Genomic DNA, 22768 nt, shown 5'->3' with positions numbered 1-22768 from the left:
AATCAGCCGAGCTTGTAGCGATAGAACTTGTTGTCCACCGCCATCAGCGGGAAGGCGCGGGGCAGGGCGCTCTTGGCAATCTCGGTGAAACCGTTCTTCTCGTAGAAGCGATGGGCAGCGACGAACTTGTCCGTCGTGCCGAGGAAGATATCGGTGAGGCCGGCATCCATCGCATGGGCGAACATGCGCTCGAGGAGCAGCGCCGCCAAGCCATGTTCGCGGCCGCGCACCTCGGCAGCGACGAACATCTTGCGCAGCGCCGCCTGATTGTGGCCGATATCCTTCAAGCCCAGCGTGCCGACGATCGCGCCATCCTTGACGGCGACCCAGAACTGCCCCTTGCCGGACTGGTAGAAATCCGGGATGACCCTCAGATCCGGCTGCGCATCGGCGGTGATGTCGATGCCGAATTCTTCGCGCTGGATCGGCAGGATCACCGACAGCACGTCATCGGCGTCGCCTTCGGCAAAAGGTCTGATTTCGATCTCCGCCATCGGCTCCTCCCGCCTCAGGTCTGCGTGCCGCCGACCGTGATCTGATCCATGCGCAGATGCGGCTGGCCGACGCCGACCGGAACCCATTGGCCGGCCTTGCCGCAATTGCCGATGCCGGTGTCGAGCTTCATGTCGTTGCCGATCATCGACACCCGCTTCATCGCATCCGGGCCGTTGCCGATCAGCATCGCGCCCTTGATCGGCGCGCCGACCTTGCCGTTCTCGATCAGATAGGCCTCGGTGCAGCCGAAGACGAACTTGCCGGAGGTGATGTCGACCTGGCCGCCGCCGAAGGAGACGGCATAAATGCCCTTCTTCACTGAGGCGATGATTTCATCCGGCGTCTTGTCGCCGCCGAGCATATAGGTGTTGGTCATGCGCGGCATCGGCACATGCGCATAACCCTGGCGGCGGCCGTTGCCGGTGGGCGCCATGCCCATCAGCCGGGCATTCTGCCGATCCTGCATATAACCGACGAGCTTGCCGTTCTCGATCAGCACGTTGTAGCCGGAGGGCGTGCCCTCGTCGTCGATGGTGATCGAGCCGCGGCGGTTGTCGATCGTGCCGTCGTCGACGACGGTGACACCGGGCGCTGCCACCATCTGGCCGAGAAGGCCGGCAAAGGCCGACGTCTTCTTGCGGTTGAAATCGCCTTCCAGCCCGTGACCGACCGCTTCGTGCAGCATCACGCCCGGCCAGCCGGAGCCGAGAACGACGTCCATCGTGCCCGCCGGCGCATCGATCGCCTCGAGATTGATGAGCGCCTGGCGCAGCGCCTCGTCGGCGCCGTATTGCCAGCTGCCCTCGGTGATGAAATCGCCGAAGCCGATGCGCCCGCCGCTGCCGTAGGAGCCGCTCTCCTGGCGCTCGCCTTGTCCGACCACGACGGAGATGTTGATGCGCGTCATCGGGCGGATGTCGCGCACCCGATGTCCGTCGGCGCGCAGGATGTCGACGACCTGCCAGCTCGCCGCCACCGAGGCCGTCACCTGCCGCACCTTGTCGTCCTTGCCCCTGAGATAGGCGTCGATATCCTGCAGGACCTTGACCTTTTCCTCAAAACTCGGCTGGCCGATCGGGTTCTGGTCGCCGTAGAATTTCTTGTTGGTGCCCTGGGGGGCGGCGGCGTAGGAGCCGGAATAGCCGCGCGTCACCGCGCCGACCGCATCCGCCGCCCGCTTCAGCGCCGCCACAGAGAGATCGCCGGCATGGGCATAACCCACCGCCTCGCCGGCAACGGCGCGAAGCCCGAAGCCCTGCTCGGTATTGAAACTGCCGCCCTTCAGCCGGCCATTGTCGAAGGTCAGCGCTTCGGCCTGCGCATGCTCGATAAACAGCTCGCCGTCATCGGCGCCGGCGAGCGCCTCGGCGACAAGGCCGCGCATCGTGGCTTCGTCGGCATCGAAAAGCGTCAGGAGATCGGTGGTCATGGTCTGGCTCCAATGGGCATGCGTTCGGGAATGCGCTTACTCCCTAGATAGGGCTCTACCTTATAGGGAGTGAAGCCCTGCGGCCGAATTATTCTTTGTTGGGCAAGATATCTAGAAGAGGGAATGCTTCAAAGAACGGGAAGCGCGCGGCATATCTTTTCCCCCTCCGGGGAGAAGGTGCCGGCAGGCGGATGAGGGGGCCACGCGGCACACCCTCTCGTAATCCCTGTCCTGCGACGCTCACGGCAAGCGACTTGAAGACAGCCGAGACCATGCCAGTGCGGCCGAGCCCGGATGGACGTTCTTCTTGTTGGAAGCTTCGGCTTTGCGGCCCCCTCATCCGCCCTACGGGCACCTTCTCCCCGAGGGGAGAAGAGGGACCCGAGAGGTCGCGGCACACATCACCTGATCTCAAGGCAGCGCGTCGAAACCCTCGGCAAAACCCTTGAGGTCGACGGGGATGCCGATGCCTTCTTCGGGGGTCTGGAAGACGATGAAGGTTGCCTGGGCGCCGCTGCGGAAGGTCTTCAGCAGCTCGTCCTCGAGCACGACCTCGGCATAGCAGCCATCGGCGAAGCAGCGCACGAAATAGGCGCGGCCGATATCCTTGCCGTCGACATTGAGGCCGAGGCCGTTCGGCAAGAGCACGCCGAGCGGTGCGAGCACGCGCAGGATCTTCGACTTGCGGTCGGCCGTCTTCAGGACGACGACGGAAAGCCCGACTTCCGGCCGGTCCTCGGCGATGACGTTCTGCATCAGCGCGCATTGTTCGGCCGAAGCGCCGGCCGGCTTGTCGCAGACAACGGACCAGGCGCCATGATTGGATTTCACCGTGCCCGGCGCCTGCGGCTGCGTCTGGCCGGGCGTCGCCGGTTCGACTTTCGGGCTGGCGGCGTTCGGCTGCTGCGGGGTGGGGGCAGGGGCAGCCGGGGCTGGCGCGGTGGGCGCGGCCGGGGACGGGGCGGGTTGCTGTGCGAAAACGGGCGTCGCCGCGGCAGCCGCGATGCTGGCAGTCACGACGAGCGACTGCGCGAGGGAACGGAAACCCATGAAAACCTCTGGATATCGAATCATTGCCGCTATTGTTGAAGCTGCCCACCGAAAATGAAAAGCCCCACCCCGTGAAAACCGGGGGACTGCGGCAGAAATTGGACCTTTCGGCAAGAATGTGCGGCGGCCGGATTGGCCCGAAAGGCGTTTTTTCATATGCTGATGAAAAACTTGGGATGTTTTGCCCTTCCGGCCTGCCTATGCTTTAAGCAAAAATGCCGCATAGACAATTGCTCTGGCCTGTTGCGGCAAATGCCAAACTGTGGTTTGAAGCGCTGAAGATGGCAAGGATTCTGCGTTGGTTTTGCAGGTCAAGCGCTCGAGGGAGATAATAAGGTGATGAAGAAGGCTTATGCAGCTCTGACCGCGCTGGTCTGTCTGCTTTTTGCTTCCGGCACATATGCCGACCAGCCGAAGCCGTGGCAGGCGACGCTGCAGCCGGCGGCGACGCCGATCATGCGGGAAATCCACTGGTTCGAACAATATACCCTGTGGTTTATCGTTCCGATCACGCTCTTCGTTCTGATCCTGCTCATCGTCGTCTGCTTCAAGTTCCGCGCCAGCGCCAATCCGGTGCCTTCGAGGACGAGCCACAACACGGTGATCGAGGTCATCTGGACCGTGGGGCCGGTCCTGGTGCTGCTCCTGCTCGCCATTCCCTCCTTCAACCTGCTGACGGCGCAGCTGACGCTGCCCGAGAACCCCGATGTGACGATCAAGGCGACCGCCACGCAGTGGCAGTGGAACTATGAATACGAGGGTTCGGGCGACAGCCCGCTGGCCTTCGATTCCTACCTCTTGAAGGATCAGGACCGCGCGGCTGCCGGCAAGGAAGACAAGTCGATCTATCCCCGGCTTCTGGCCGTCGACAACGAGCTGGTTCTGCCTGTCAACAAGACGGTGCGCGTCCTCGTGACGGCAGCGCCGACCGACGTCATCCACGCTTTCGCCATGCCGTCCTTCGGCATCAAGATCGACGCCGTGCCGGGCCGCCTGAACGAAACCTGGTTCAAGGCCGAGCGCGAAGGCCTGTTCTACGGCCAGTGTTCCGAGCTCTGCGGCAAGGACCATGCGTACATGCCGATCGCCATCCGCGTCGTCTCCGAGGACAAGTACAAGCAGTGGCTGAGCGCAGCCGCCAGCGACCTGCCCGGCGCCTACAAGACACTCATGGCCGCAACCGATGGTCCCGCAAAGGCCGTCGACGTTGCCGAAGCACAGTAATTAAAGGGGACCGGGACAATGGCTGGACCTTCCGCTCACGACGATCATTCTCACGCTCACCACGACCACGCGCATGATGATCACGACCATGGTCATGATCACGCGCACAAGCCGAGCTTTTTCGACCGCTGGCTGTTCTCGACCAACCACAAGGACATCGGCACGCTCTACCTGATCTTCGCGATCATTGCCGGCATCATCGGCGGCGCGCTGTCGGTGGCCATGCGCATGGAGCTGCAGGAGCCGGGCATCCAGATCTTCCACGGCCTGGCCTCGATGGTCTACGGCTACGAGGGCGATGCCGCCATCGACGGCGCCAAGCAGATGTTCAACATGTTCACGACCGCGCACGCGCTGATCATGATCTTCTTCATGGTCATGCCGGCGATGATCGGCGGTTTTGCCAACTGGATGGTGCCGATCATGATCGGCGCCCCCGACATGGCCTTCCCGCGCCTCAACAACATCTCCTTCTGGCTGATCGTCCCTGCCTTTATCCTGCTGCTGCTGTCGATGTTCGTCGAAGGCCCGGCCGGCGCCTATGGCACCGGCGGCGGCTGGACGATGTATCCGCCGCTGGCCACAAGCGGCACGCCGGGACCGGCGGTCGATCTGGCGATCTTCGCGCTGCACATTGCCGGCGCCTCGTCGATCCTCGGTGCGATCAACTTCATCACCACGATCCTCAACATGCGTGCTCCCGGCATGACGCTGCACAAGATGCCGCTGTTTGCTTGGTCCGTGCTGATCACCGCCTTCCTGCTGCTCTTGTCGCTGCCGGTTCTGGCAGGCGGCATCACCATGCTGCTCACCGACCGCAACTTCGGCACGTCGTTCTTCTCGCCGGAAGGCGGCGGTGATCCGATCCTCTACCAGCACCTGTTCTGGTTCTTCGGTCACCCCGAGGTCTACATCCTCATCCTGCCGGGCTTCGGCATGGTCAGCCACATCATCTCGACCTTCTCGAAGAAGCCGATCTTCGGTTACCTCGGCATGGCCTACGCCATGGTCGCGATCGGCGCCGTCGGCTTCGTCGTCTGGGCCCACCACATGTACACGGTCGGCCTGTCGCTCGATGCCCAGCGTTACTTCGTCTTCGCAACCATGGTCATCGCCGTGCCGACGGGCGTGAAGATCTTCTCCTGGATCGCGACGATGTGGGGCGGCTCGATCTCGTTCACCACGCCGATGCTCTGGGCGATCGGCTTCATCTTCCTGTTCACGGTCGGCGGCGTCACCGGCGTCCAGCTCGCCAATGCCGGTCTCGACCGGTCGCTGCATGACACCTATTACGTCGTGGCCCACTTCCACTACGTTCTGTCGCTCGGCGCCGTCTTCGCGATCTTCGCCGGCTGGTACTACTGGTTCCCGAAGATGACCGGCTACCTCTACAGCGAACTCCTGGGCAAGCTGCACTTCTGGATCATGTTCATCGGCGTCAACCTGGTGTTCTTCCCGCAGCACTTCCTCGGCCTCGCCGGCATGCCACGCCGCTACATCGATTATCCGGATGCCTTTGCCGGCTGGAACTACGTCTCCTCCATCGGCTCCTACATCTCGGCCTTCGGCGTGGTGGTCTTCCTCGTCTGCGTCTTCGAGGCCCTCGCCAAGAAGCGCGTGGCCGGCGACAATCCCTGGGGCGAGGGCGCAACGACGCTCGAATGGCAGCTGCCTTCGCCGCCGCCCTACCACCAGTGGGAACAGTTGCCGCGCATCAAGTAATTTGCGCGGATAACAGGACGCCGCATCTTGATACGGCGTCCTGGCATTGAGACATTCAGGACGGAATGATGACGGTCATCGACAATCACGAGGCGCTTGCAGAGGACGGCGAATTGTCGGAAGCCAGCGCACGCGATTACTTCGAACTCTTGAAGCCACGGGTGATGTCGCTCGTGGTCTTCACCGCTTTTGCCGGCCTGGTGCTGGCGCCGGGCCACATCAATCCGGTCCTCGGCCTGATCGCCATCCTCTGCATCGCCGTCGGTGCCGGCGCCTCCGGTGCGCTCAACATGTGGTACGACGCCGATATCGACGCCATCATGAGCCGCACCGCCAAGCGTCCGATTCCGGCCGGCCGCATCGCGCCCTCCGAGGCGCTGGCCTTCGGCCTGGTGCTGTCGGGCTTTTCGGTCGTCATTCTCGGCCTTGCCGTCAACTGGCTGTCGGCCGGCATCCTCGCCTTCACCATCTTCTTCTACGCCGTCATCTACACCATGTGGCTGAAGCGCTCGACGCCGCAGAACATCGTCATCGGCGGTGCCGCCGGCGCCTTCCCGCCGATGATCGGCTGGGCCTGCGTGACGAATTCGGTGACGATCGAGAGCACCGTTCTCTTCCTGATCATCTTCCTGTGGACACCGGCGCATTTCTGGGCGCTCGCGCTCTTCAAGATGCGCGACTACGAGGCCGTCGGCGTGCCGATGCTGCCGAATGTTTCCGGCGAGCGGGTGACCAAACATCAGATCGTCGCCTATGCGGTGCTGACCGCGATCTGCGCGGTCCTGCCGTCCTTCCTGGGTTTTGCCAGCTACGGCTACGGCCTCGTCGCCGCCGCCCTCGGGGCGATCTTCGTCTACTGTTCCATCGCCGTCTGGCGCATGCCGGACGGCGATCTGAAGATGATCCCGGCAAAGAAGCTCTTCGCCTTCTCGATCTTCTATCTCTTCGCGGTCTTTTCCGCCCTGATGATCGACCGGCTGGCCGCCATGCTGGTCTCGTATGCGGGAGGTTCGGTCTGATGGATCTGGTCAAGCTCACCCAAAAGCAGATGAAGTCGCGCCGCAACCGCAACATCGCCCTCGGGCTGGTGCTCGCCGGCCTCGTCGTGCTTTTCTATGCGATTACGATCGTGAAAATCGGCGGGGGAACGGCCGGATGAGCGAAGCCGCCGCCCCACGCAAGAAGCAGGGCCGCAACAACGGCACCGTCGTCATGATGTGCCTGAGCTTCGTCTTCGGCATGGGGGCGATGAGCTATGCCGCCGTGCCGCTCTATCGCATCTTCTGCCAGGTGACCGGTTATAACGGCACGACGCAGCGCGTCGATCAGATGTCGAGCGTCGTGCTCGACCGCAACATGCGCGTGACCTTCGACGCCAATGTCGCGCCGGGCCTGCAGTGGGATTTCAAGCCGGTCGAGCGCGAGGTCAATCCGAAGATCGGCGAAACCATCCAGGTTAATTTCACCGCCGTGAATCGCTCGAACGAGACCCAGCGCGGCCAGGCGGTTTTCAACGTCACGCCGGGCGAGGCGGGCGTCTATTTCAACAAGGTGCAATGTTTCTGTTTTACGGAAACGGACCTGAAGCCGGGCGAGAAGCTCGACATGCCGGTGGTATTCTACATCGATCCGGAAATCGTCAAGGCCGTGGAATCGAAGAACATCCATACGGTCACGCTGTCATATACGTTCTACCCGAAAGAGGGTCCGAAGCCTGTTGCTTCGAATGAGGGTGGAGCGGTGAAGATTGAAAAGAAACTTTGATCAAGGCTCGTTTCCGGCTATGCCGGGAGCGAAGTGAGGAAGACATCCGGGGATAGCTACATGGCCGATGCGCACCAGAAGAATCACGACTACCACATCATCGATCCGAGCCCGTGGCCGATTCTCGCCTCGTTCGGCGCCTTCATCATGGCGCTCGGCGGCGTCTGCTACATGCGTTACCTGAACGGCGGCTCGTTCAAGTTCGCTGGCGCCGAGCTCGCCAATCCCTGGCTCTTCTACATCGGCCTCGTGCTCGTTCTTTACGTCATGTACGGCTGGTGGGCCGATACGGTGAAGGAAGCTCATGAGGGCGCCCATACCCGCGTCGTCTCGCTGCATCTGCGCTACGGCATGATCATGTTCATCGCTTCCGAAGTGATGTTCTTCGTCGCCTGGTTCTGGGCCTATTTCGACGCCAGCCTCTATCCGAACGAGGCGATCCAGGCCTCGCGGCTTGCCTACACCGGCGGCGTCTGGCCGCCGAAGGGTATCGAGGTCCTCGATCCCTGGCATCTGCCGATCTACAACACCGTCATCCTGCTGCTCTCCGGCACGACGGTCACCTGGGCGCACCATGCGCTGCTGCACAACGACCGCAAGGGCCTGGTCCAGGGCCTGACCCTGACGGTGCTGCTCGGCATCTTCTTCTCCGCCGTCCAGGCCTACGAATATGCCCACGCGCCTTTTGCCTTCAAGAATTCGATCTACGGCGCGACCTTCTTCATGGCGACCGGCTTCCACGGTTTCCACGTCCTGGTCGGCACGATCTTCTTGGCTGTCTGCCTGTTGCGCGCGCTGCGTGGCGACTTCACCCCGAAGCAGCATTTCGGCTTCGAGGCCGCCGCCTGGTACTGGCACTTCGTCGACGTCGTCTGGCTGTTCCTGTTCTTCTGCATCTACGTCTGGGGCGGCTGGGGCGCGCCCGTCGCAGCCGGCTGATCGGCAAGCGAGCTTCAAACAAAAGGGCGGGCCTCGGGTCCGCCCTTTCTGTCTTTGACCCCACGCTCCGTCATTGTCGGGCTTGACCCACGGCGCGGATTCTTGATTTCCCGCTACGATTGCGTGAGAATCACCAAGGTCTCCGGCAATACTCCGTCATACTCCATCGCATCCGCCGCTTGCTTGGACTTCATAAATTCCTCCAGGCGGCCCATGTCGGGAACGTCCATGACCAGGCCAACTCGATTGGACGCCTGTGGATCGACGAACGTACGAATGTTTGTGCAGCCGAGGGGTTCGAAAACCTCTTTGCGGCGCGGTGAAGTGAGCCAATGTTTGACGTCTTTGACGTCGTGATAGGCCAATATGGTAGGCATAGCATCCTCCTCTCAAAGCCAGACAGAACACTACGCTGCGATTGATCACATTGATATTACCCGGATGGGCGGGGCGCATCGCGAGCGCGCGGACCCGCCCCAGGTTGAAGGGCGATCCGTCACTGAGACCATTGAATTGCTGCGGGAGGCAATGCGAGCTTGATCGCCAGACGCCGCTTTCACCTGCTGACGTTCTAACGCATCAACGCCCGCCGGCGATCCGTTCGAAAGCCGAAGGTTCGGGGACGCCGAGGTCGAGGCACTGGCGGATTGCCTCGGCGCATTCGCGTGCTGTCAGAATCGAAGTATCGACCTCCATGTCGTAGATGCCCGGCCGATGCACCTCGTCCTGCCAGCGCTGCACCGGTTCGGGGATCGGCACCTCCTCGCTGGCGCGGAGATAAAGCGTCTCGCGCCCTTCTTGTTCAAGCTCGCGCCGCTGCATGATCGTCTCGATCGGACAGCGCACGCCGACGAACAGCACGGAAAATCCATCGAGTCGCCGGGCGCAGTCGGCAAGTATGCCGAGCGGGCGCGAATAGCTGTCGTGATGGCCGAGATCGGCGACCACATTGAGGCCCAGGCCGGCATGGATGGCAATCGATTCGTAAAGGGCGGCATAGAGGAACGGGATCAGCTCTTCCAGCTCCGGCCGTTCGCCGCCGGGCCTCAGCCCGATGCCGGGCAGGTAGCGCTTCGGCGTCATGGCATTATAGGCATCGACGCCGAGGTTGATCCACGGCCCCTCGAATTCCTCCTGGATTGCCCGGGCAATGCTGGATTTGCCGCTGCGCGGAGCGCCGTTCAGGATAATGATTTGTCCGGCATGGCTGTCATTGGTCATCAGTTTTCTTCTTCTGTTTGGCGCGAATCGCTGAGGGAGGCCGCGCAGGCATTTCCATTCGGGATGCGAATACTTTATGGGAGAGTTAAGGCAGCATCGAATTGTCAGAAGGAATGGCATGAACGAGGACAGCGCTCATTTTCCCCTGTCGATCCTGTTAAAACAGGTATCAAGGGCTGCTGCCCGCGTTGCGGCCAGGGCAAGCTGTTCGATGGCCTGCTCGGCCTGAAGCCGCGTTGCGCATCCTGCGGTCTCGATTATGCCTTCGCCGATTCCGGCGACGGTCCGGCCGTCTTCGTCATCCTTATCGTCGGCTTCATCATCATCGGCATGGTGCTCTGGCTGCAGGTGAATTACGGCCCGCCGATCTGGGTGCATATCCTGCTGTTCGCGCCGCTGACGATCATCCTGTCACTGCTGACGTTGCGCTGGTTCAAGGGCATCCTGATCGCCATGCAATACCGCCACAATGCCCGCGAGGGACGCCTGAGTGACTGAAGCAGAGCATGTAATGCCGCGCCGCCGGCTGCCCGTGATAACAGGCATGCTGGTGCTGATTGCGCTTGCCATCCTGATTTCGCTCGGCACCTGGCAGGTCGAGCGCCTCCACTGGAAAGAGGGCCTGCTCGCCGATATTGCCACGCGCCAGGCTGCCGCCCCGGTGCCGCTGGCCGATATCGAGGCGATGGCGGCATCCGGCGGCGATATCGAATACCGCAAGGTCACCGCCACCGGCCGCTACATCAACAACAAGGAGCGTCACTTCTTCGCCACCTGGCGCGGCCAGACCGGCTTTTACGTCTATACCCCGCTGGAGCTTGCCGACGGGCGTATCCTCTTCGTCAATCGCGGCTTCGTTCCCTATGAGAACAAGGAGCCGGAAATGCGCATGCAGGGCCAGCTGACGGATCATCAGACCGTCACCGGCCTGGCGCGGGCAAAACTTCCGGGCAAGCCCTCGTCGCTGGTGCCCGACAATGACGTCGCCAAGAACATCTTCTACTGGAAGGACCTCGACGTCATGGCCGAGAGCGTCGGGCTGGACAAGGCGCGCGTCCTACCCTTCTTCGTCGATGCCGATTCGGCCCCCAATCCGGCCGGCCTGCCGATCGGCGGCGTCACCCAGGTCGATCTGCCGAACGACCATCTGCAATATGCCCTGACCTGGTACGGCCTGGCCGCCGTGCTCGTCGTCGTGGTGGCGATCTCCTGGTTCTGCAAGTCAGGGAAGGCGCCTCGGCAATAGTATCGCTTCAATTCTTGGCCATATTGGGCTAGAGGTCCCTAATCCTCTCAATCCGGAACAGACATGAATATTGCGGCGAAACCTCCCTTGACGATCAGGCTCTGCGGCCCGCGCGGCTTCTGCGCCGGCGTCGACCGCGCCATCCAGATCGTCGTGCTGGCGCTGAAATCCTATGGCGCGCCGGTCTATGTGCGCCACGAGATCGTCCACAATCGTTATGTCGTCGAGGGGCTGGAGGCCAAGGGTGCCGTCTTCGTCGAGGAGCTGGACGAGATCCCGGCCGAGCATCGCGCCCAGCCGGTCGTCTTCTCCGCCCATGGCGTGCCGAAATCCGTGCCGGAGGATGCGGTAAGCCGCAATCTATTCTATCTCGACGCCACCTGTCCGCTGGTTTCCAAGGTCCACAAGCAGGCGATGCGCCACAACCGCCTCGGCCGCCACGTCGTCCTGATCGGCCATGCCGGCCACCCCGAGGTGATCGGCACCATGGGCCAGCTGCCGGAGGGCTCGGTCTCGCTGATCGAGACGATCGAGGATGCCGACGCCTATGCGCCCGCCGACCCGGACAATCTCGGCTATGTCACCCAGACGACGCTCTCGGTCGACGACACCGCCGGCGTCATCGCCCGCCTGCACGAGCGTTTTCCCAACCTGACCGCGCCGGCCGCCGATTCGATCTGTTATGCGACGACCAACCGCCAGGAAGTGGTGAAGCAGGCGGCCCCCGGCTGCGATCTCTTCATCATCGTCGGGGCGCCGAATTCCTCCAATTCCAAGCGCCTGGTCGAAGTGGCGCTGCGGGCAGGGGCGAAGAAATCGATTCTCGTGCAGCGCGCCGCCGAACTCGACTGGGACGAGATCGGCGCGATCTCGACGCTCGGCCTTTCCGCCGGCGCCTCCGCGCCCGAGGTCATCGTCAACGAGATCATCGAGGCGTTCCGCGCCCGCTTCGACGCCCGCGTTGAACTCGCCGAAACGGTGCAGGAGACCGAGAATTTCCTGGTCAACCGCGAATTGCGCAGCATCGAGCTGACGGCGGCCGACATGGCCTTCGTCAACGGCTAGAACAGGATGATTTTAGGCCCGGTCGGCCTAAAATCTGAATCCTGTTCTAAATTAAAGAGTTAGAGCATGATGTCGTCCGAAAACCGCTGACACTTTTCGGCATCATGCTCTAGGCCGTCATCGCGGCCCCGGCCATCCATCATCCATAAACAAGACGAGACCTCACTTGGCAGTCTATACCGATATCGCCGAAGCCGATCTGAAGTGGTTCCTGACCGAATATGACGTGGGAAGCCTGCTCTCCTACAAGGGCATCGCCGAAGGTGTGGAAAATTCCAATTTCCTGCTGCACACCTCCAAGGAACCGCTGATCCTGACGCTCTATGAGAAGCGCGTGGAAAAGAGCGACCTGCCGTTCTTCCTCGGCCTGATGCAGCATCTTGCCGCCCGCGGCCTTTCCTGCCCGCTGCCGCTGCCGCGCCGCGACGGCGCGCTGCTCGGCTCGCTCTCCGGCCGCCCGGCGGCGCTGATTTCCTTCCTCGAAGGCATGTGGCTGCGAAAGCCGGAGGCGAAACATTGCCGCGAGGTCGGCCGGGCGCTCGCCCAAATGCATGTGGCGGGTGCCGGTTTCGAGCTGAAGCGCCCGAACGCGCTGTCGCTCGATGGCTGGCGGACGCTGTGGGAAAAGTCCGAGGCGCGCGCCGATGAGGTCGAGCCCGGCCTGCAGAATGAGATCCGCGGCGAACTCGATTTCCTCGCCGTCGCCTGGCCGAAGGGTCTGCCGGCCGGCGTCATCCATGCCGACCTCTTTCCCGACAACGTCTTCTTCCTCGGCGATCAGCTCTCCGGCCTGATCGATTTCTATTTCGCCTGCAACGATCTGCTCGCCTATGACGTTTCGATCTGCCTGAACGCCTGGTGCTTCGAAAAGGATGGCGCCTACAACATCACCAAGGGCACGGCGATGCTCGAGGGTTATCAGAGCGTGCGCCCCTTGAGCGGCGAAGAGATCGCCGCTTTGCCGGTGCTGTCGCGTGGGTCCGCGCTGCGTTTCTTCCTGACGCGGCTCTATGATTGGCTGACGACGCCCGAGGGCGCCATGGTCACCAAGAAGGACCCGCTCGAATATCTGCGCAAGCTGCGCTTCCACCGCCAGATCGGCTCGGCCGCCGAATACGGATTGAGCCTATGAAACACGTCGATATCTTCACCGACGGGGCATGCTCCGGCAATCCCGGCCCCGGCGGCTGGGGCGCCGTGCTGCGTTACGGCGACGTCGAAAAGGAGCTTTGCGGCGGCGAGGCGGACACCACCAACAACCGCATGGAACTGCTGGCGGCGATCTCCGCCCTGCAGGCGCTGAAGACCCCTTGCGAGGTCGATCTCTATACCGACAGCGCCTACGTCAAGGACGGCATCTCCAAATGGATTTTTGGCTGGAAGAAAAACGGCTGGAAGACATCGGACAAGAAGCCGGTGAAGAATGCCGAGCTTTGGCAGGCGCTGGAAGAAGCCCGCAACCGCCACAAGGTGACGCTGCACTGGGTCAAGGGCCACGCCGGCCACCCGGAAAACGAACGCGCCGATGAACTTGCCCGCCGGGGTATGGAGCCGTTCAAGAAGGGTAAGGCGGTTTCGTTTTAGGGGTGTGACGGCTGCCCCTCACCAACTACCGTATATTGCAGGCCGAGACCGTTTTTCGTTCGGGAGGCAAGAGTGTCATCCATTCCAACGACAGTCGAATTGTGCTCAACGATCGATCGTTTGGAGGGCGTGTATCGTCGTCGCGAAGAGGCCAGCGCTCTTTTCGATGCCTATGAAAGGCTCAGTCAGCGTTTCGAACAGGATTTGGCGGGCGAGCGCGATGTGTTGCTCAGCAAAGGGGCAGCGCTGATGATGATCAAATATTGGCTCGAAGAGAACGGGTCAGATTCTGTGCGCGGTTGAAGGAGGGTACGTGCGGAGGCACTGAGCGCAAGCGAAGGGCAATGAATGGCGTGCCGTGCCGCCCCCTCATCCGACCCTTCGGGCCACCGCCCGGGGTTGAGCCACGGGTCTCAACCCGTCCTTCGGACCCCCGCTGGGAGAAGAGGAGCCAGCAACGACCTTCGGTATTCTCACCCACCTATTGCCGCGCCACCGCGGCCCCTTGGATCAGCCGATGCAGATATTCGAGCTTTGCCACAACGGGCGAAGACAGCACGAAGGGGTAGGCGTCGGGCTGGCCCATGCTGCGCTGGATGGCGTTGATCGCGATGCTGAGCGGTACCCAGGCGCTGACCAGCTGTTCGGCGCTCCTTGCCCTGTAGGGGATGAAATCCACCTCGCCGGCGATTTCCTCATGGCCGCGTGGATCGATGGCGATGCCGAAGGCGCGTGCGGTCTCCAGCGTGTCGACGATATGGAGGTAATGGGCGAAGCATTCGGCGAAATCTTCCCAGGGGTGGGAGGCCGCATAGGCGCTGATGAAATTGTTTTCCCATCCCAGAGGCGCGCCGCCGGCATAGTGCTGTTGCAGTGCGGCCGCATAATCCTGCCGTTCGTCGCCGAAGACGGCGCGGAAGTCCGAAAGCCCGTCGCGGTCGCGCACCAGCTTGTTCCAGATGAAATGGCCGGCCTCGTGGCGGAAATGGCCAAGCAGCGTGCGATAGGGCTCGTTCATCGAGCTGCGCGCCTGTTCGCGCGTCGCATCGTCGGCTTCGGCCGCGCGGATGGTGATTAGGCCTTCCTCGTGGCCGGTCATGGCCGGCACGACATAGCCGTTATCCTGCAGCGAATCCTCGAGGAAATCGAAGACCAGCCCGCCTTGCGGATCTTGCGCCCGGTCGGGATGCGGCAGCTTCCAGCGCAACAGCGAATAGAAGAGATGGCGCTGCGCCTGGCCGATGCGCCGCCAGCGGCCGATGCCGTCCTCGGTATCGGTGTTGGGCACCAGCCGGTTATGGCGGCAGGCGGCGCAGAACTCGCTGTCGCTGTCGCCCTCCACCAGCCAGTTGCAGATGTCGAGGCCGGCATTGGCGCAGAAGCGCACCTGCCGCTCGGGATCGGCAACGAGCTGCCAGCCCGTCTCGTCGCGCGGCTCCAGCGCATGCATGGCGAGATCGCCGGACCGGAAACCGAGGCGATGATTGCAGCGCACGCAGTGGCGGTTGTCGAAATGGACGACCTGATCGCAATTGTCGCAGGCAAAAAGCTTCATCGTATTGATCTCAGCAAAGCGGGGACGGATTAAAAATGCCCGCCGCGCGAAGCGCAGCAGGCATGGTTCATCAAGGATGCGCTTGTGGTTCAGAGCCGGTCGACGGCGCCCTTGAGCTTGTCCTTGACCTTGCCGGTTGCGACCTGTCCCTTGCCTTTGGCTTCCTGGACGGCGCCCTTGGCCTGCATGTCGCGATTGCCGGTGGCCTTGCCGACGGCCTGCTTCGTCTTGCCGGCAATTTCGTTGGTCTTGCCGGAAATCTTGTCGCTGGTGCTACCCATAGATGATGTCTCCTTGGTCGGCGTCGGACCTCTCGTCCGCGCCGGAAGAAAACGTCACTTGCGGCTATTCGTTCCAGCGCGCGGTCAAGGCCGCCGCCGCGAGATGTCAGGCGTGTCCGGCCTCGGCCGAAAGCATGGCGGCGGTCACGCCCATGCCGGCGAGCGCCCGCTCGTATTTGTCCTCAAGGCTGCGGTCGAAGATCAGCTCCTCATTGGCCGGGCAGGTGAGCCAGCCATTGTTGGCGACCTCGTTTTCGAGCTGGCCGGCGCCCCAGGAGGAATAGCCGAGCAGCATCGTCGCCCGCTTCGGCCCGGCGCCCTTGGAGATGGCGCGCACGATGTCGAGCGTCGCCGTCAGGCAGATGTCGTCGCTGACGGGGATCGAGGAGTCGCTGGCATAATCGTCCGAATGCAGCACGAAGCCGCGGCCGCTTTCCACCGGGCCGCCGGTCTGGATCGGGAAGTCACGGGCGCGCTGCGGCAGCACGATCGGCTCTTCCTGCTTGATCATGTCGAGATGCAGCAGCACATCGGTGAAGGTGAGGCTCTGCGGCCGGTTGATGACGAAGCCCATGGCGCCGGCATCCGAATGCGCGCAGATGTAAATCACGGTGCGCGCAAAATTGCGGTCTTCCATGCCCGGCATGGCGATGAGGAACTGGCCATCGAAGAAGCCACGTTCCCGTCTGTTCTTCAGCGTCGATAAGGACATTGTTCCTCCTGCTGCCAGACCGCACCAAGGCCCCGACAAGAGAAGGATGGGCCAATGTCACCAATCAATCAACTGAAAATGAAGATTATGTGGCCGGCGCTTCTGGCGGCCAAACGGCACTTTCGGTAAACCTTTGTTCCATGATGATTATTTCTTTGGCACCGCGCCGGCTTTTCATGGCGGCCATTTCGCTGGTCGCAGCCTTCGCCCCGTTTTGTTCCGCGCAGGCGGAAATGAGCGCCTGGGCCGAGGCCGAGGGAGGCCGCATGCGCCTCGTGGCGCTGGCGCCCGATGCCGGCGGCAAAATCCGCGCCGGCCTGCAGATCGAGCCGAAACCCGGCTGGATCACCTATTGGCGCGAGCCCGGCAACAGCGGCATTCCGCCTCACGTCACCATCGCGCCGGCAAGCGGCGTCACGCTTGAAACCATCGCCTATCCGGTTCCGAAGCATTTCTTCAAAGGCGCGATCGAGGATATTGCCTATGACGCGCCGGTGACGCTGCCGCTGTCGCTGACGGCGGCCGGCAAAGGCCCGGTCGCGATCGACGCGACTGTTTTCATCGGCATCTGCAGGGATATCTGCATTCCCTTCCAGGCAAATCTGGCGGTGACGCTCGGCCCCGCCATCCGTTCGCATCCGGAGGAAGAGGCGATCCTTGCGGCCGCCGAGGCGGCGCTGCCGAAGCCGCCTTCGGCCGATTTCCGCGTCGCGGCGCATGCGATCTCGCCCGATAGGAAGACGTTGTCGCTGACGCTCACCCTCCCGGGCGAAGGAACGAGCGTGCCCGATATCATCGCCACCGGCCCGAGCGGCTATGCTTTCACCAAGCAGATCGGCGGCAAACGCGACGGCACCATCTTCAAGACCGACATTGCAATCGGCAAGCTGCCGAAGGATTATGATCTATCGGGCAAGCGCTGGAGCGTGCTGGTCATCGATGGCGGCAAGGCGATGGAGACCACGCTTGCCTTCGACTGAGCGGCACCTATAGTCGCCTGCGATCTTCTCGCGGCGCCCGCCAGGCCGGATCCGCCGCAAAAACAGAACAAAGGAGAAAACCCATGACCATCGCGATCGGCGACAAGCTTCCTGCCGCCACCTTCAAAGAAAAGACTGCCGACGGCCCGGTCGAAATCACCACCGATCAGCTCTTCGCCGGCAAGCGCGTCGTGCTCTTTGCCGTGCCGGGCGCCTTTACGCCCACCTGCTCGCTGAACCATCTGCCGGGTTATCTCGAAAACCGCGACACCATCCTCGGCAAGGGCGTCGACGACATCGCGGTCCTCGCCGTCAATGACTGGCATGTCATGGGCGCCTGGGCGCAATCCTCCGGCGGCCTCGGCAAGATCCACTTCCTCGCCGATTGGGACGCCGGCTTCACCAAGGCCGTCGGCCTCGACGCCGACCTCTCCGCCGGCGGCCTCGGCCTGCGCTCCAAGCGCTATTCGATGCTGGTGGAAGACGGCGTCGTGAAAGCGCTCAACGTCGAAGAAAGCCCCGGCCAGGCAACGGTCTCGGGTGCTGCCGCGATGCTGGAACTGCTCTGAGTTTTCATGACTGAATGATGCGGGCTGCTTGATCGACACTCGCCCTGATCCATTGCGCCGACGCTGAGTTTGGCGGACACCGTGTCCCCAAACTCCGTCATCCCAGGCCCTGAGCCTGGGATCCATGGTCGGTGGTGACAGAGGCCGGCATGGCATGGGTCCTCGGGTCAAGCCCGAGGACGACGGAGGGTGGGTGAGCTCCGTGGCAAATCCAGCGATGGTGAGGCAATGGCAGCGGCGTTGCGCCTCTTGCCGCTGGCCCTCCCCAACGTCCGTCATCCCAGGTCTTGAGCCTGGAATCCATCGTCACCGCCGACGAGCCAGCCTAGGTCCTCGGGTCAAGCCCGAGGACGACGGAGGGTGGGTGAGCTCCGTGGCAAATCCAGCGATGGTGAGGCAATAGCAGCGGCGTTGCGCTCCTGCCAATGGCCCTCCTAAAACTCCGTCATTCCAGGCCTTGAGCCTGGAATCCACCGACCACCCTGTGACAAGAAGGCCGGCCCTCCCGCCTCAATCTCGCCGCAATCGTTATAACATAACGGTAATGTTATTACATTGTCAGGATGAGCCATGCACCCGAACCCCGACCGCCCCTCCATCAGCCTTATGGGGCAATCGGCCTTCTCAAGGGTGATCGGCATCTCGCTGGTCATTGCCGCGCTCTGGCTTATCATTCACTGGGCGGTTCTGCTGCCATGACGCCGTTGATCAGTCTCGATGATCTCACGGTCGCCTATGATCGCCACCCCGCCGTCCATCATGTCTCCGGCGCCTTTGCGCCGGGCAGCCTGACGGCGATTGCCGGGCCGAATGGGGCGGGCAAATCGACGCTGCTGAAGGCGATCATGGGCGAGCTTCGTCCCGCCGAGGGCAGGGTCGAGCACCGGCTGGGGCGGGCGGAATTCGGCTATCTCCCGCAGGCGGCCGAGATTGATCGGCGTTTCCCGATCTCGGTCATCGACACCGTCATGCTCGGCGTCTGGAAGAGCAAGGGAGCCTTCGGCCGCGTGGCACCCGCCGATGTCAAAAAGGCGGGCGAGGCGCTCTCCGCCGTCGGTCTCGAAGGCTTCGCAAGGCGCCATGTCGGCTCGCTCTCGGCCGGCCAGTTCCAGCGCGTGCTCTTTGCCCGCCTGCTCTTGCAGGATGCCGGCGTCATCCTGCTCGACGAGCCGTTCACCGCAATCGATGCCCGCACGACCAGGGATCTCCTCGATATCGTTTCCCGCTGGCATGGCGAGGGCCGCACCGTCATCGCCGTGCTGCATGATTTCGAGCTCGTTCGGACGCATTTCCCCGAGACCCTGCTGCTCGCCCGCGAGCTGGTGGGATGGGGCCCGACCGCCGACGTCATGTCGTCCGCCAATCTCATGAAGGCCCGCGCCATGGCCGAGCGCTGGGATGAGGATGCGGCGGCCTGCGCCCCGCAAGAGGCGCCGGCGGCATGATGGCTTATGATCTCTTCCTCGCGCCCTTTGCCGATTTCGGTTTCATGCGCCGCGCCCTTGTCGCCTGCCTCTGCCTCGGGCTCGGCTCGGGGCCGATCGGCGTCTTCCTGATGCTGAGGCGCATGAGCCTGATGGGCGATGCCATGAGCCATGCGGTGCTGCCGGGGGCGGCGATCGGTTATCTCGTCGCCGGATCGCTGTCTCTGACGGCGATGGGCCTCGGCGGCCTTGTCGCCGGCCTGTCGGTGGCGCTGCTGTCCGGCGCCGTCAGCCGCATGACGGTGCTGCGCGAGGATGCGAGCTTTGCGAGCTTCTATCTCGCCTCGCTGGCGCTCGGCGTGCTGATCGTCTCGCTGCGCGGCTCGAATATCGATCTGCTGCACGTGCTCTTCGGCACCATCCTGGCGATCGATGCGCCGGCACTTTATCAGATCGGCGCGATCACCTCGCTGACGCTTCTCATCCTCGCTGCCATCTACCGGCCGCTGGTGGCCGAATGCTTCGACCCCGGTTTCTTGAGAGCCGTCGGCGGGCGCGGGCCGGTCTATCACGTGCTCTTCCTGCTGCTCGTGGTGCTGAACCTCGTCGCCAGCTTCCAGGCACTCGGTACGCTGATGGCGGTCGGCCTGATGATGCTGCCGGCGGCCATCGCCCAGCTCTGGTCGCGCAGCTTGGCCGTGATGATGCTGATCGCCACCGCCAGTGCGGCCGCCTCCGGCTATCTCGGTCTGATCGCTTCCTACCATCTGGAACTCGCTTCCGGCCCGACGATCATCATGACGGCGGCGCTGATCTACGCTTTTTCAATCCTCTTCGCGCCCTCCGGCATCGCCCGGCGCTTCTTTCCCCGCCCGCATCTGAAGGGCTGATTTCAAGGAGACTTCGATGATATCGCGCAGACTGCTTCTCTCCGTCGCCGCACTTTCCGCGCTGATGGCGCTGTCGGCCGCACCCGCTTCGGCCGAAACGCTGAAGGTTGTGGCGTCCTTCACCGTGCTTGCCGATGTCGTGAAACAGGTCGGCGGCGACCATGTTCATGTCACGAGCCTCGTCGGGCCGAACGGCGACCCCCATGAATTCGAGCCGTCGCCGGCCGACGCGAAGAATTTGAAGGCGGCCGAAGTCACCTTCGTCAGCGGCGAAGGGCTGGAAGGCTGGATGGACCGGCTGATCACCGCCTCGGGCTACAAGGGCAAGCCGGTGACGGTTTCCGAAGGCATCGCCACCCGCACCATGGAAGAGGACGGCAAGACCATCACCGATCCGCATGTCTGGAACAGCCCCGTCAACGTCAAGGTCTGGGTCGCCAACATCGAAAAGGCGCTGTCATCGGCCGATCCCGCCGACGCCGCCGTCTTCAAGGCCAATGCCGAAAAATATACGCAGAAGCTGGATGAGCTGAACGCCTACGCCCATTCGAAATTCGACGCGATCGCCGAGGACCGCCGCACGGTGCTGACGAGCCACGACGCCTTCGGCTATTTCGGCCGCGAATACAAGGTGAGCTTCCTGGCACCGCTTGGCCTCTCCACCGAGAGCGAAGCCTCGGCCGCCGATGTCGCCAAGCTGGTCGAACAGATCAGGAGCGAGCACGTGAAGGCCTATTTCTTCGAAAATTCCAACGATCCGCGCCTAGTCAAGCAGGTCGCCAAGGCAACGGGTGCGGAACCCGGCGGCGAGCTCTATGTCGAATTCGCTCTCCGACGCCAAGGGACCGGCGCCGACCTATGAGAAAATGTTCCGCTACAATGTCGACCAACTCGCCGCCGCCATGGCGAAATCGAGCTGACAGTCGATCGGATAGTGAAAGCATGATGCCGAGATCCGCTTCGGCGTCATGCTCCCCTGTCAAACAGGCTTGTGGCGTCGCTCGACGCCCTTGGCCGCCAGGACCTCATCCGCGGCTGCCGATACCAGAAATTCCGAAAGCTGCCTGGTGGCTTCCGCGTCGCTGGAATCGGCGCCGATGCCCACGTCAAAGTCGATGTAACTTTGAAGCTCTGCCGGAAACCGGCCGAGAAGCATGACGTCGGGCGCGGCAGCGAGAATTGAGGTCACGGGGACGACGGCCAACTCGGCCTCCCCACGGCCGACGGCCGATGCCGTCTGCCCTCCTGGCGCGGCGACGAGCCTGGGCTTTACCTCATCCGCTATTCCCAGCCGATCCAGCAGGCTGGAAAAATAGCCGCCGCTGGTTCCGTCACTGGCATAGGCGATCGATCTCGCGCTCTTCAATGCCTGCTTGAATGCTTCTGTCGATCCGATGTCGAGCGGTCGGCTACCTGCCTTGGCCGCCACCCCCATCCCGATTCTGCCGAACGCCACCTGGCTCCCCGCCTCGACCTTTCCCGAGGCGGTCAGCGCCTCAACCATATCAGGGTTGATGATGACGAGGTCGCAAGGCTCGCCGGCCTCGATCCTTCTTGACCGTGGGATTGACCTCCCATTTGGCCGCAACAGTCAGACCAGTGGCCATCTCGAACCGGGGGAGGAGAGCAAGGACGGCCGGCCGGACCGCGATCGCGCCAAAAAGCCGGATTTCCTGTTTCATGGCCCAGCCGCCCCAAATGCGCCTCAAATATTGAGATCGAAAACCAGGATGCCGGCGAGGCCTCCGTCCGTCGAGGAGACGATGCGTTCGCCGACTGCCACATGTTCGGGATGGATGAGATAGGCATCCCGCGCTTCGGGGCTGTCGAAGGTGACGGCAAAGCCGTCGACGAAGCCGCCATGCAGCCCCTCGGGCGAAACATTCGGCCCGTATTTGATCTCCACGATCCCGGGAATGACCTGTTTGAGGGCGACGATCGCGGCAAACAGCGCCTGCTTGTCGTCGATCGTCATCGCGGTCTTCAGCCGCAGGAACACGCAGTGCAGGATCATCAGTGGTCCTCCCGATTGTCTTCGCCGGCAGAATAGCGACGAAAGCCGGGAGGGCAATCAGATTTATCGTCACCCGGACGCTGCCGGCGGGTGAGATTACATCTGGTCGCTTTCAACAGGTGCGCGATTGTAGAGCTTGCGGATGAGATCGCCGGACAAAGCGCGGGCTTCATCCTTCTGCGCCGGTGTCATCGGCCGGCAGGTGTTTCTGAGGTTGGAGCGGTCGAGAACCGTCGCTGCAGCCGAATTGACGATGATGAGGTGCCAGCTGCAGGCGGCGACCCTGTCAATGGCGACAGCGCCGTGGCAGCCGGAGGACAGGCAGAAGGCCACGGTCTGCTGGGCGACGTGATCGCCCTTTTGCGCCAGCGCCAGCGATCTCTTGAACTCCGCCGTCCATCGCTCGCAATGGGGCTTGCCCGGCACGCAGGCCTTGGTGGCGGGATAGAGGTCGGTCGCCTGCGCCGGCGAGACCAACAGGGCGCCGACTGATAGGGCGAGCAGAAATTTGAGCATCGAATTGTCCTTATGCGATAGGCAAGAGGCGCACATCGCCGGTCGTTGGTCAATCACCAATCGTGGGTGAGAGGCGCGCCGCGCAGGC

The 22768-nt window shown here is 62.7% G+C and carries 26 protein-coding genes and 3 pseudogenes; 18 read left to right on the top strand and 11 right to left on the bottom strand.

Annotated features, from left to right (window positions below):
• Window positions 1-2: 2 nt before the first annotated feature.
• The 3 genes from MHI61_RS18870 to MHI61_RS18860 all read right to left on the bottom strand — a co-directional run bounded on the left by MHI61_RS18870 (window position 3) and on the right by MHI61_RS18860 (window position 2998).
• The gene (locus MHI61_RS18870) at window positions 3-494 is read right to left on the bottom strand and encodes a GNAT family N-acetyltransferase (RefSeq protein WP_239790065.1); all 492 of its coding nucleotides are present in this window, start codon (window positions 492-494) and stop codon (window positions 3-5) included.
• A gap of 14 nt (window positions 495-508) precedes the next feature.
• Window positions 509-1924 carry a metalloprotease TldD gene (tldD, locus tag MHI61_RS18865; protein WP_239790064.1) on the bottom strand — a complete coding sequence of 472 codons (1416 nt, stop codon included), beginning with the start codon at window positions 1922-1924 and terminating at the stop codon, window positions 509-511.
• Window positions 1925-2335: 411 nt separating this feature from the next.
• Window positions 2336-2998: an invasion associated locus B family protein gene (locus MHI61_RS18860; RefSeq protein ID WP_097608859.1), complete on the bottom strand. Its 663-nt coding sequence runs from the start codon at window positions 2996-2998 to the stop codon at window positions 2336-2338.
• A gap of 315 nt (window positions 2999-3313) precedes the next feature.
• Between MHI61_RS18860 and coxB the strand changes: the two genes are divergently transcribed.
• The 6 genes from coxB to MHI61_RS18830 all read left to right on the top strand — a co-directional run bounded on the left by coxB (window position 3314) and on the right by MHI61_RS18830 (window position 8623).
• A complete protein-coding gene (gene coxB, locus MHI61_RS18855) occupies window positions 3314-4198 on the top strand; it encodes a cytochrome c oxidase subunit II (RefSeq protein ID WP_239790063.1) in 885 nt (294 codons plus the stop codon).
• 18 nt (window positions 4199-4216) lie between these two features.
• The gene (gene ctaD, locus MHI61_RS18850; protein WP_239790062.1) at window positions 4217-5920 is read left to right on the top strand and encodes a cytochrome c oxidase subunit I; all 1704 of its coding nucleotides are present in this window, start codon (window positions 4217-4219) and stop codon (window positions 5918-5920) included.
• A gap of 68 nt (window positions 5921-5988) precedes the next feature.
• Complete coding sequence (locus MHI61_RS18845) at window positions 5989-6939, top strand: heme o synthase (protein ID WP_239790061.1); 951 nt, start codon at window positions 5989-5991, stop codon at window positions 6937-6939.
• Window positions 6939-7079 carry a hypothetical protein gene (locus MHI61_RS18840; protein ID WP_222145584.1) on the top strand — a complete coding sequence of 47 codons (141 nt, stop codon included), beginning with the start codon at window positions 6939-6941 and terminating at the stop codon, window positions 7077-7079. The genes MHI61_RS18845 and MHI61_RS18840 overlap by 1 nt, the downstream gene beginning before the upstream one ends.
• Window positions 7076-7684: a cytochrome c oxidase assembly protein gene (locus MHI61_RS18835; protein ID WP_239790060.1), complete on the top strand. Its 609-nt coding sequence runs from the start codon at window positions 7076-7078 to the stop codon at window positions 7682-7684. Before MHI61_RS18840 ends, MHI61_RS18835 begins: the two co-directional genes overlap by 4 nt.
• 60 nt (window positions 7685-7744) lie before the next feature.
• Window positions 7745-8623, top strand: coding sequence for a cytochrome c oxidase subunit 3 (locus MHI61_RS18830; protein ID WP_239790059.1), 879 nt, complete (start codon window positions 7745-7747; stop codon window positions 8621-8623).
• 113 nt (window positions 8624-8736) lie between these two features.
• Here the strand turns inward: MHI61_RS18830 and MHI61_RS18825 are convergent, their stop codons facing one another.
• On the bottom strand, window positions 8737-9000 hold the full coding sequence (locus MHI61_RS18825) for a hypothetical protein (RefSeq protein WP_097597707.1): 264 nt from the start codon (window positions 8998-9000) through the stop codon (window positions 8737-8739).
• A gap of 202 nt (window positions 9001-9202) precedes the next feature.
• On the bottom strand, window positions 9203-9844 hold the full coding sequence (locus MHI61_RS18820) for a chloramphenicol phosphotransferase (protein WP_239790058.1): 642 nt from the start codon (window positions 9842-9844) through the stop codon (window positions 9203-9205).
• Window positions 9845-9962: 118 nt separating this feature from the next.
• Between MHI61_RS18820 and MHI61_RS18815 the strand changes: the two are divergent.
• The 6 genes and pseudogenes from MHI61_RS18815 to MHI61_RS18790 all read left to right on the top strand — a co-directional run bounded on the left by MHI61_RS18815 (window position 9963) and on the right by MHI61_RS18790 (window position 14042).
• Window positions 9963-10342, top strand: a pseudogene (locus MHI61_RS18815) (DUF983 domain-containing protein).
• Complete coding sequence (locus MHI61_RS18810; RefSeq protein ID WP_239790057.1) at window positions 10335-11090, top strand: SURF1 family protein; 756 nt, start codon at window positions 10335-10337, stop codon at window positions 11088-11090. Before MHI61_RS18815 ends, MHI61_RS18810 begins: the two are co-directional and overlap by 8 nt.
• A 63-nt stretch (window positions 11091-11153) precedes the next feature.
• Window positions 11154-12155, top strand: coding sequence for a 4-hydroxy-3-methylbut-2-enyl diphosphate reductase (gene ispH, locus MHI61_RS18805; RefSeq protein WP_183839731.1), 1002 nt, complete (start codon window positions 11154-11156; stop codon window positions 12153-12155).
• Between the two features lie 166 nt (window positions 12156-12321).
• The gene (locus MHI61_RS18800) at window positions 12322-13287 is read left to right on the top strand and encodes a homoserine kinase (protein ID WP_239790056.1); all 966 of its coding nucleotides are present in this window, start codon (window positions 12322-12324) and stop codon (window positions 13285-13287) included.
• On the top strand, window positions 13284-13739 hold the full coding sequence (rnhA, locus tag MHI61_RS18795; RefSeq protein WP_010032196.1) for a ribonuclease HI: 456 nt from the start codon (window positions 13284-13286) through the stop codon (window positions 13737-13739). Before MHI61_RS18800 ends, rnhA begins: the two co-directional genes overlap by 4 nt.
• A gap of 72 nt (window positions 13740-13811) precedes the next feature.
• The gene (locus MHI61_RS18790; RefSeq protein ID WP_239790055.1) at window positions 13812-14042 is read left to right on the top strand and encodes a hypothetical protein; all 231 of its coding nucleotides are present in this window, start codon (window positions 13812-13814) and stop codon (window positions 14040-14042) included.
• A gap of 178 nt (window positions 14043-14220) precedes the next feature.
• Here MHI61_RS18790 and MHI61_RS18785 read toward each other — a convergent pair whose 3' ends face one another.
• The 3 genes from MHI61_RS18785 to MHI61_RS18775 all read right to left on the bottom strand — a co-directional run bounded on the left by MHI61_RS18785 (window position 14221) and on the right by MHI61_RS18775 (window position 16287).
• Window positions 14221-15294: a putative zinc-binding metallopeptidase gene (locus tag MHI61_RS18785; RefSeq protein ID WP_239790054.1), complete on the bottom strand. Its 1074-nt coding sequence runs from the start codon at window positions 15292-15294 to the stop codon at window positions 14221-14223.
• A gap of 89 nt (window positions 15295-15383) precedes the next feature.
• On the bottom strand, window positions 15384-15575 hold the full coding sequence (locus MHI61_RS18780) for a CsbD family protein (protein ID WP_064686221.1): 192 nt from the start codon (window positions 15573-15575) through the stop codon (window positions 15384-15386).
• A 106-nt stretch (window positions 15576-15681) separates the two neighbouring features.
• Window positions 15682-16287, bottom strand: a complete 606-nt coding sequence (locus tag MHI61_RS18775; RefSeq protein WP_004673076.1) for a YqgE/AlgH family protein — start codon at window positions 16285-16287, stop codon at window positions 15682-15684.
• A gap of 140 nt (window positions 16288-16427) precedes the next feature.
• On the opposite strand from MHI61_RS18775, the gene MHI61_RS18770 reads away from it, so the two are divergent.
• The 6 genes and pseudogenes from MHI61_RS18770 (at window position 16428) to MHI61_RS18750 (ending at window position 21070) form a co-directional block, all read left to right on the top strand.
• Window positions 16428-17267: a protein-disulfide reductase DsbD domain-containing protein gene (locus tag MHI61_RS18770; protein WP_239790053.1), complete on the top strand. Its 840-nt coding sequence runs from the start codon at window positions 16428-16430 to the stop codon at window positions 17265-17267.
• Between the two features lie 83 nt (window positions 17268-17350).
• Window positions 17351-17836, top strand: coding sequence for a peroxiredoxin (locus MHI61_RS18765; protein ID WP_038687334.1), 486 nt, complete (start codon window positions 17351-17353; stop codon window positions 17834-17836).
• 570 nt (window positions 17837-18406) lie between these two features.
• Window positions 18407-18535 carry a hypothetical protein gene (locus tag MHI61_RS32650; RefSeq protein ID WP_275593073.1) on the top strand — a complete coding sequence of 43 codons (129 nt, stop codon included), beginning with the start codon at window positions 18407-18409 and terminating at the stop codon, window positions 18533-18535.
• Window positions 18532-19281, top strand: a complete 750-nt coding sequence (locus tag MHI61_RS18760) for a metal ABC transporter ATP-binding protein (RefSeq protein ID WP_239790052.1) — start codon at window positions 18532-18534, stop codon at window positions 19279-19281. The genes MHI61_RS32650 and MHI61_RS18760 overlap by 4 nt, the downstream gene beginning before the upstream one ends.
• The gene (locus MHI61_RS18755) at window positions 19278-20150 is read left to right on the top strand and encodes a metal ABC transporter permease (RefSeq protein WP_239790051.1); all 873 of its coding nucleotides are present in this window, start codon (window positions 19278-19280) and stop codon (window positions 20148-20150) included. The genes MHI61_RS18760 and MHI61_RS18755 overlap by 4 nt, the downstream gene beginning before the upstream one ends.
• 16 nt (window positions 20151-20166) lie before the next feature.
• Window positions 20167-21070 (top strand): annotated as a pseudogene (locus MHI61_RS18750) (metal ABC transporter substrate-binding protein).
• A 59-nt stretch (window positions 21071-21129) separates the two neighbouring features.
• On the opposite strand, the pseudogene MHI61_RS18745 reads toward MHI61_RS18750, so the two are convergent.
• The 3 genes and pseudogenes from MHI61_RS18745 to MHI61_RS18735 all read right to left on the bottom strand — a co-directional run bounded on the left by MHI61_RS18745 (window position 21130) and on the right by MHI61_RS18735 (window position 22680).
• A pseudogene (locus MHI61_RS18745) lies at window positions 21130-21832 on the bottom strand (substrate-binding domain-containing protein).
• Between the two features lie 23 nt (window positions 21833-21855).
• Window positions 21856-22164, bottom strand: coding sequence for a Dabb family protein (locus tag MHI61_RS18740; RefSeq protein WP_239790050.1), 309 nt, complete (start codon window positions 22162-22164; stop codon window positions 21856-21858).
• 96 nt (window positions 22165-22260) lie between these two features.
• Entirely contained in the window at window positions 22261-22680 is a 420-nt protein-coding gene (locus MHI61_RS18735) for a hypothetical protein (RefSeq protein ID WP_239790049.1), read from the bottom strand.
• Between the last annotated feature and the right edge of the window lie 88 nt (window positions 22681-22768).

Source organism: Rhizobium sp. K102, from assembly GCF_022385315.1.
GTDB lineage: Bacteria > Pseudomonadota > Alphaproteobacteria > Rhizobiales > Rhizobiaceae > Rhizobium > Rhizobium croatiense.
This window is presented reverse-complemented; position numbering and strand designations above follow the sequence as displayed.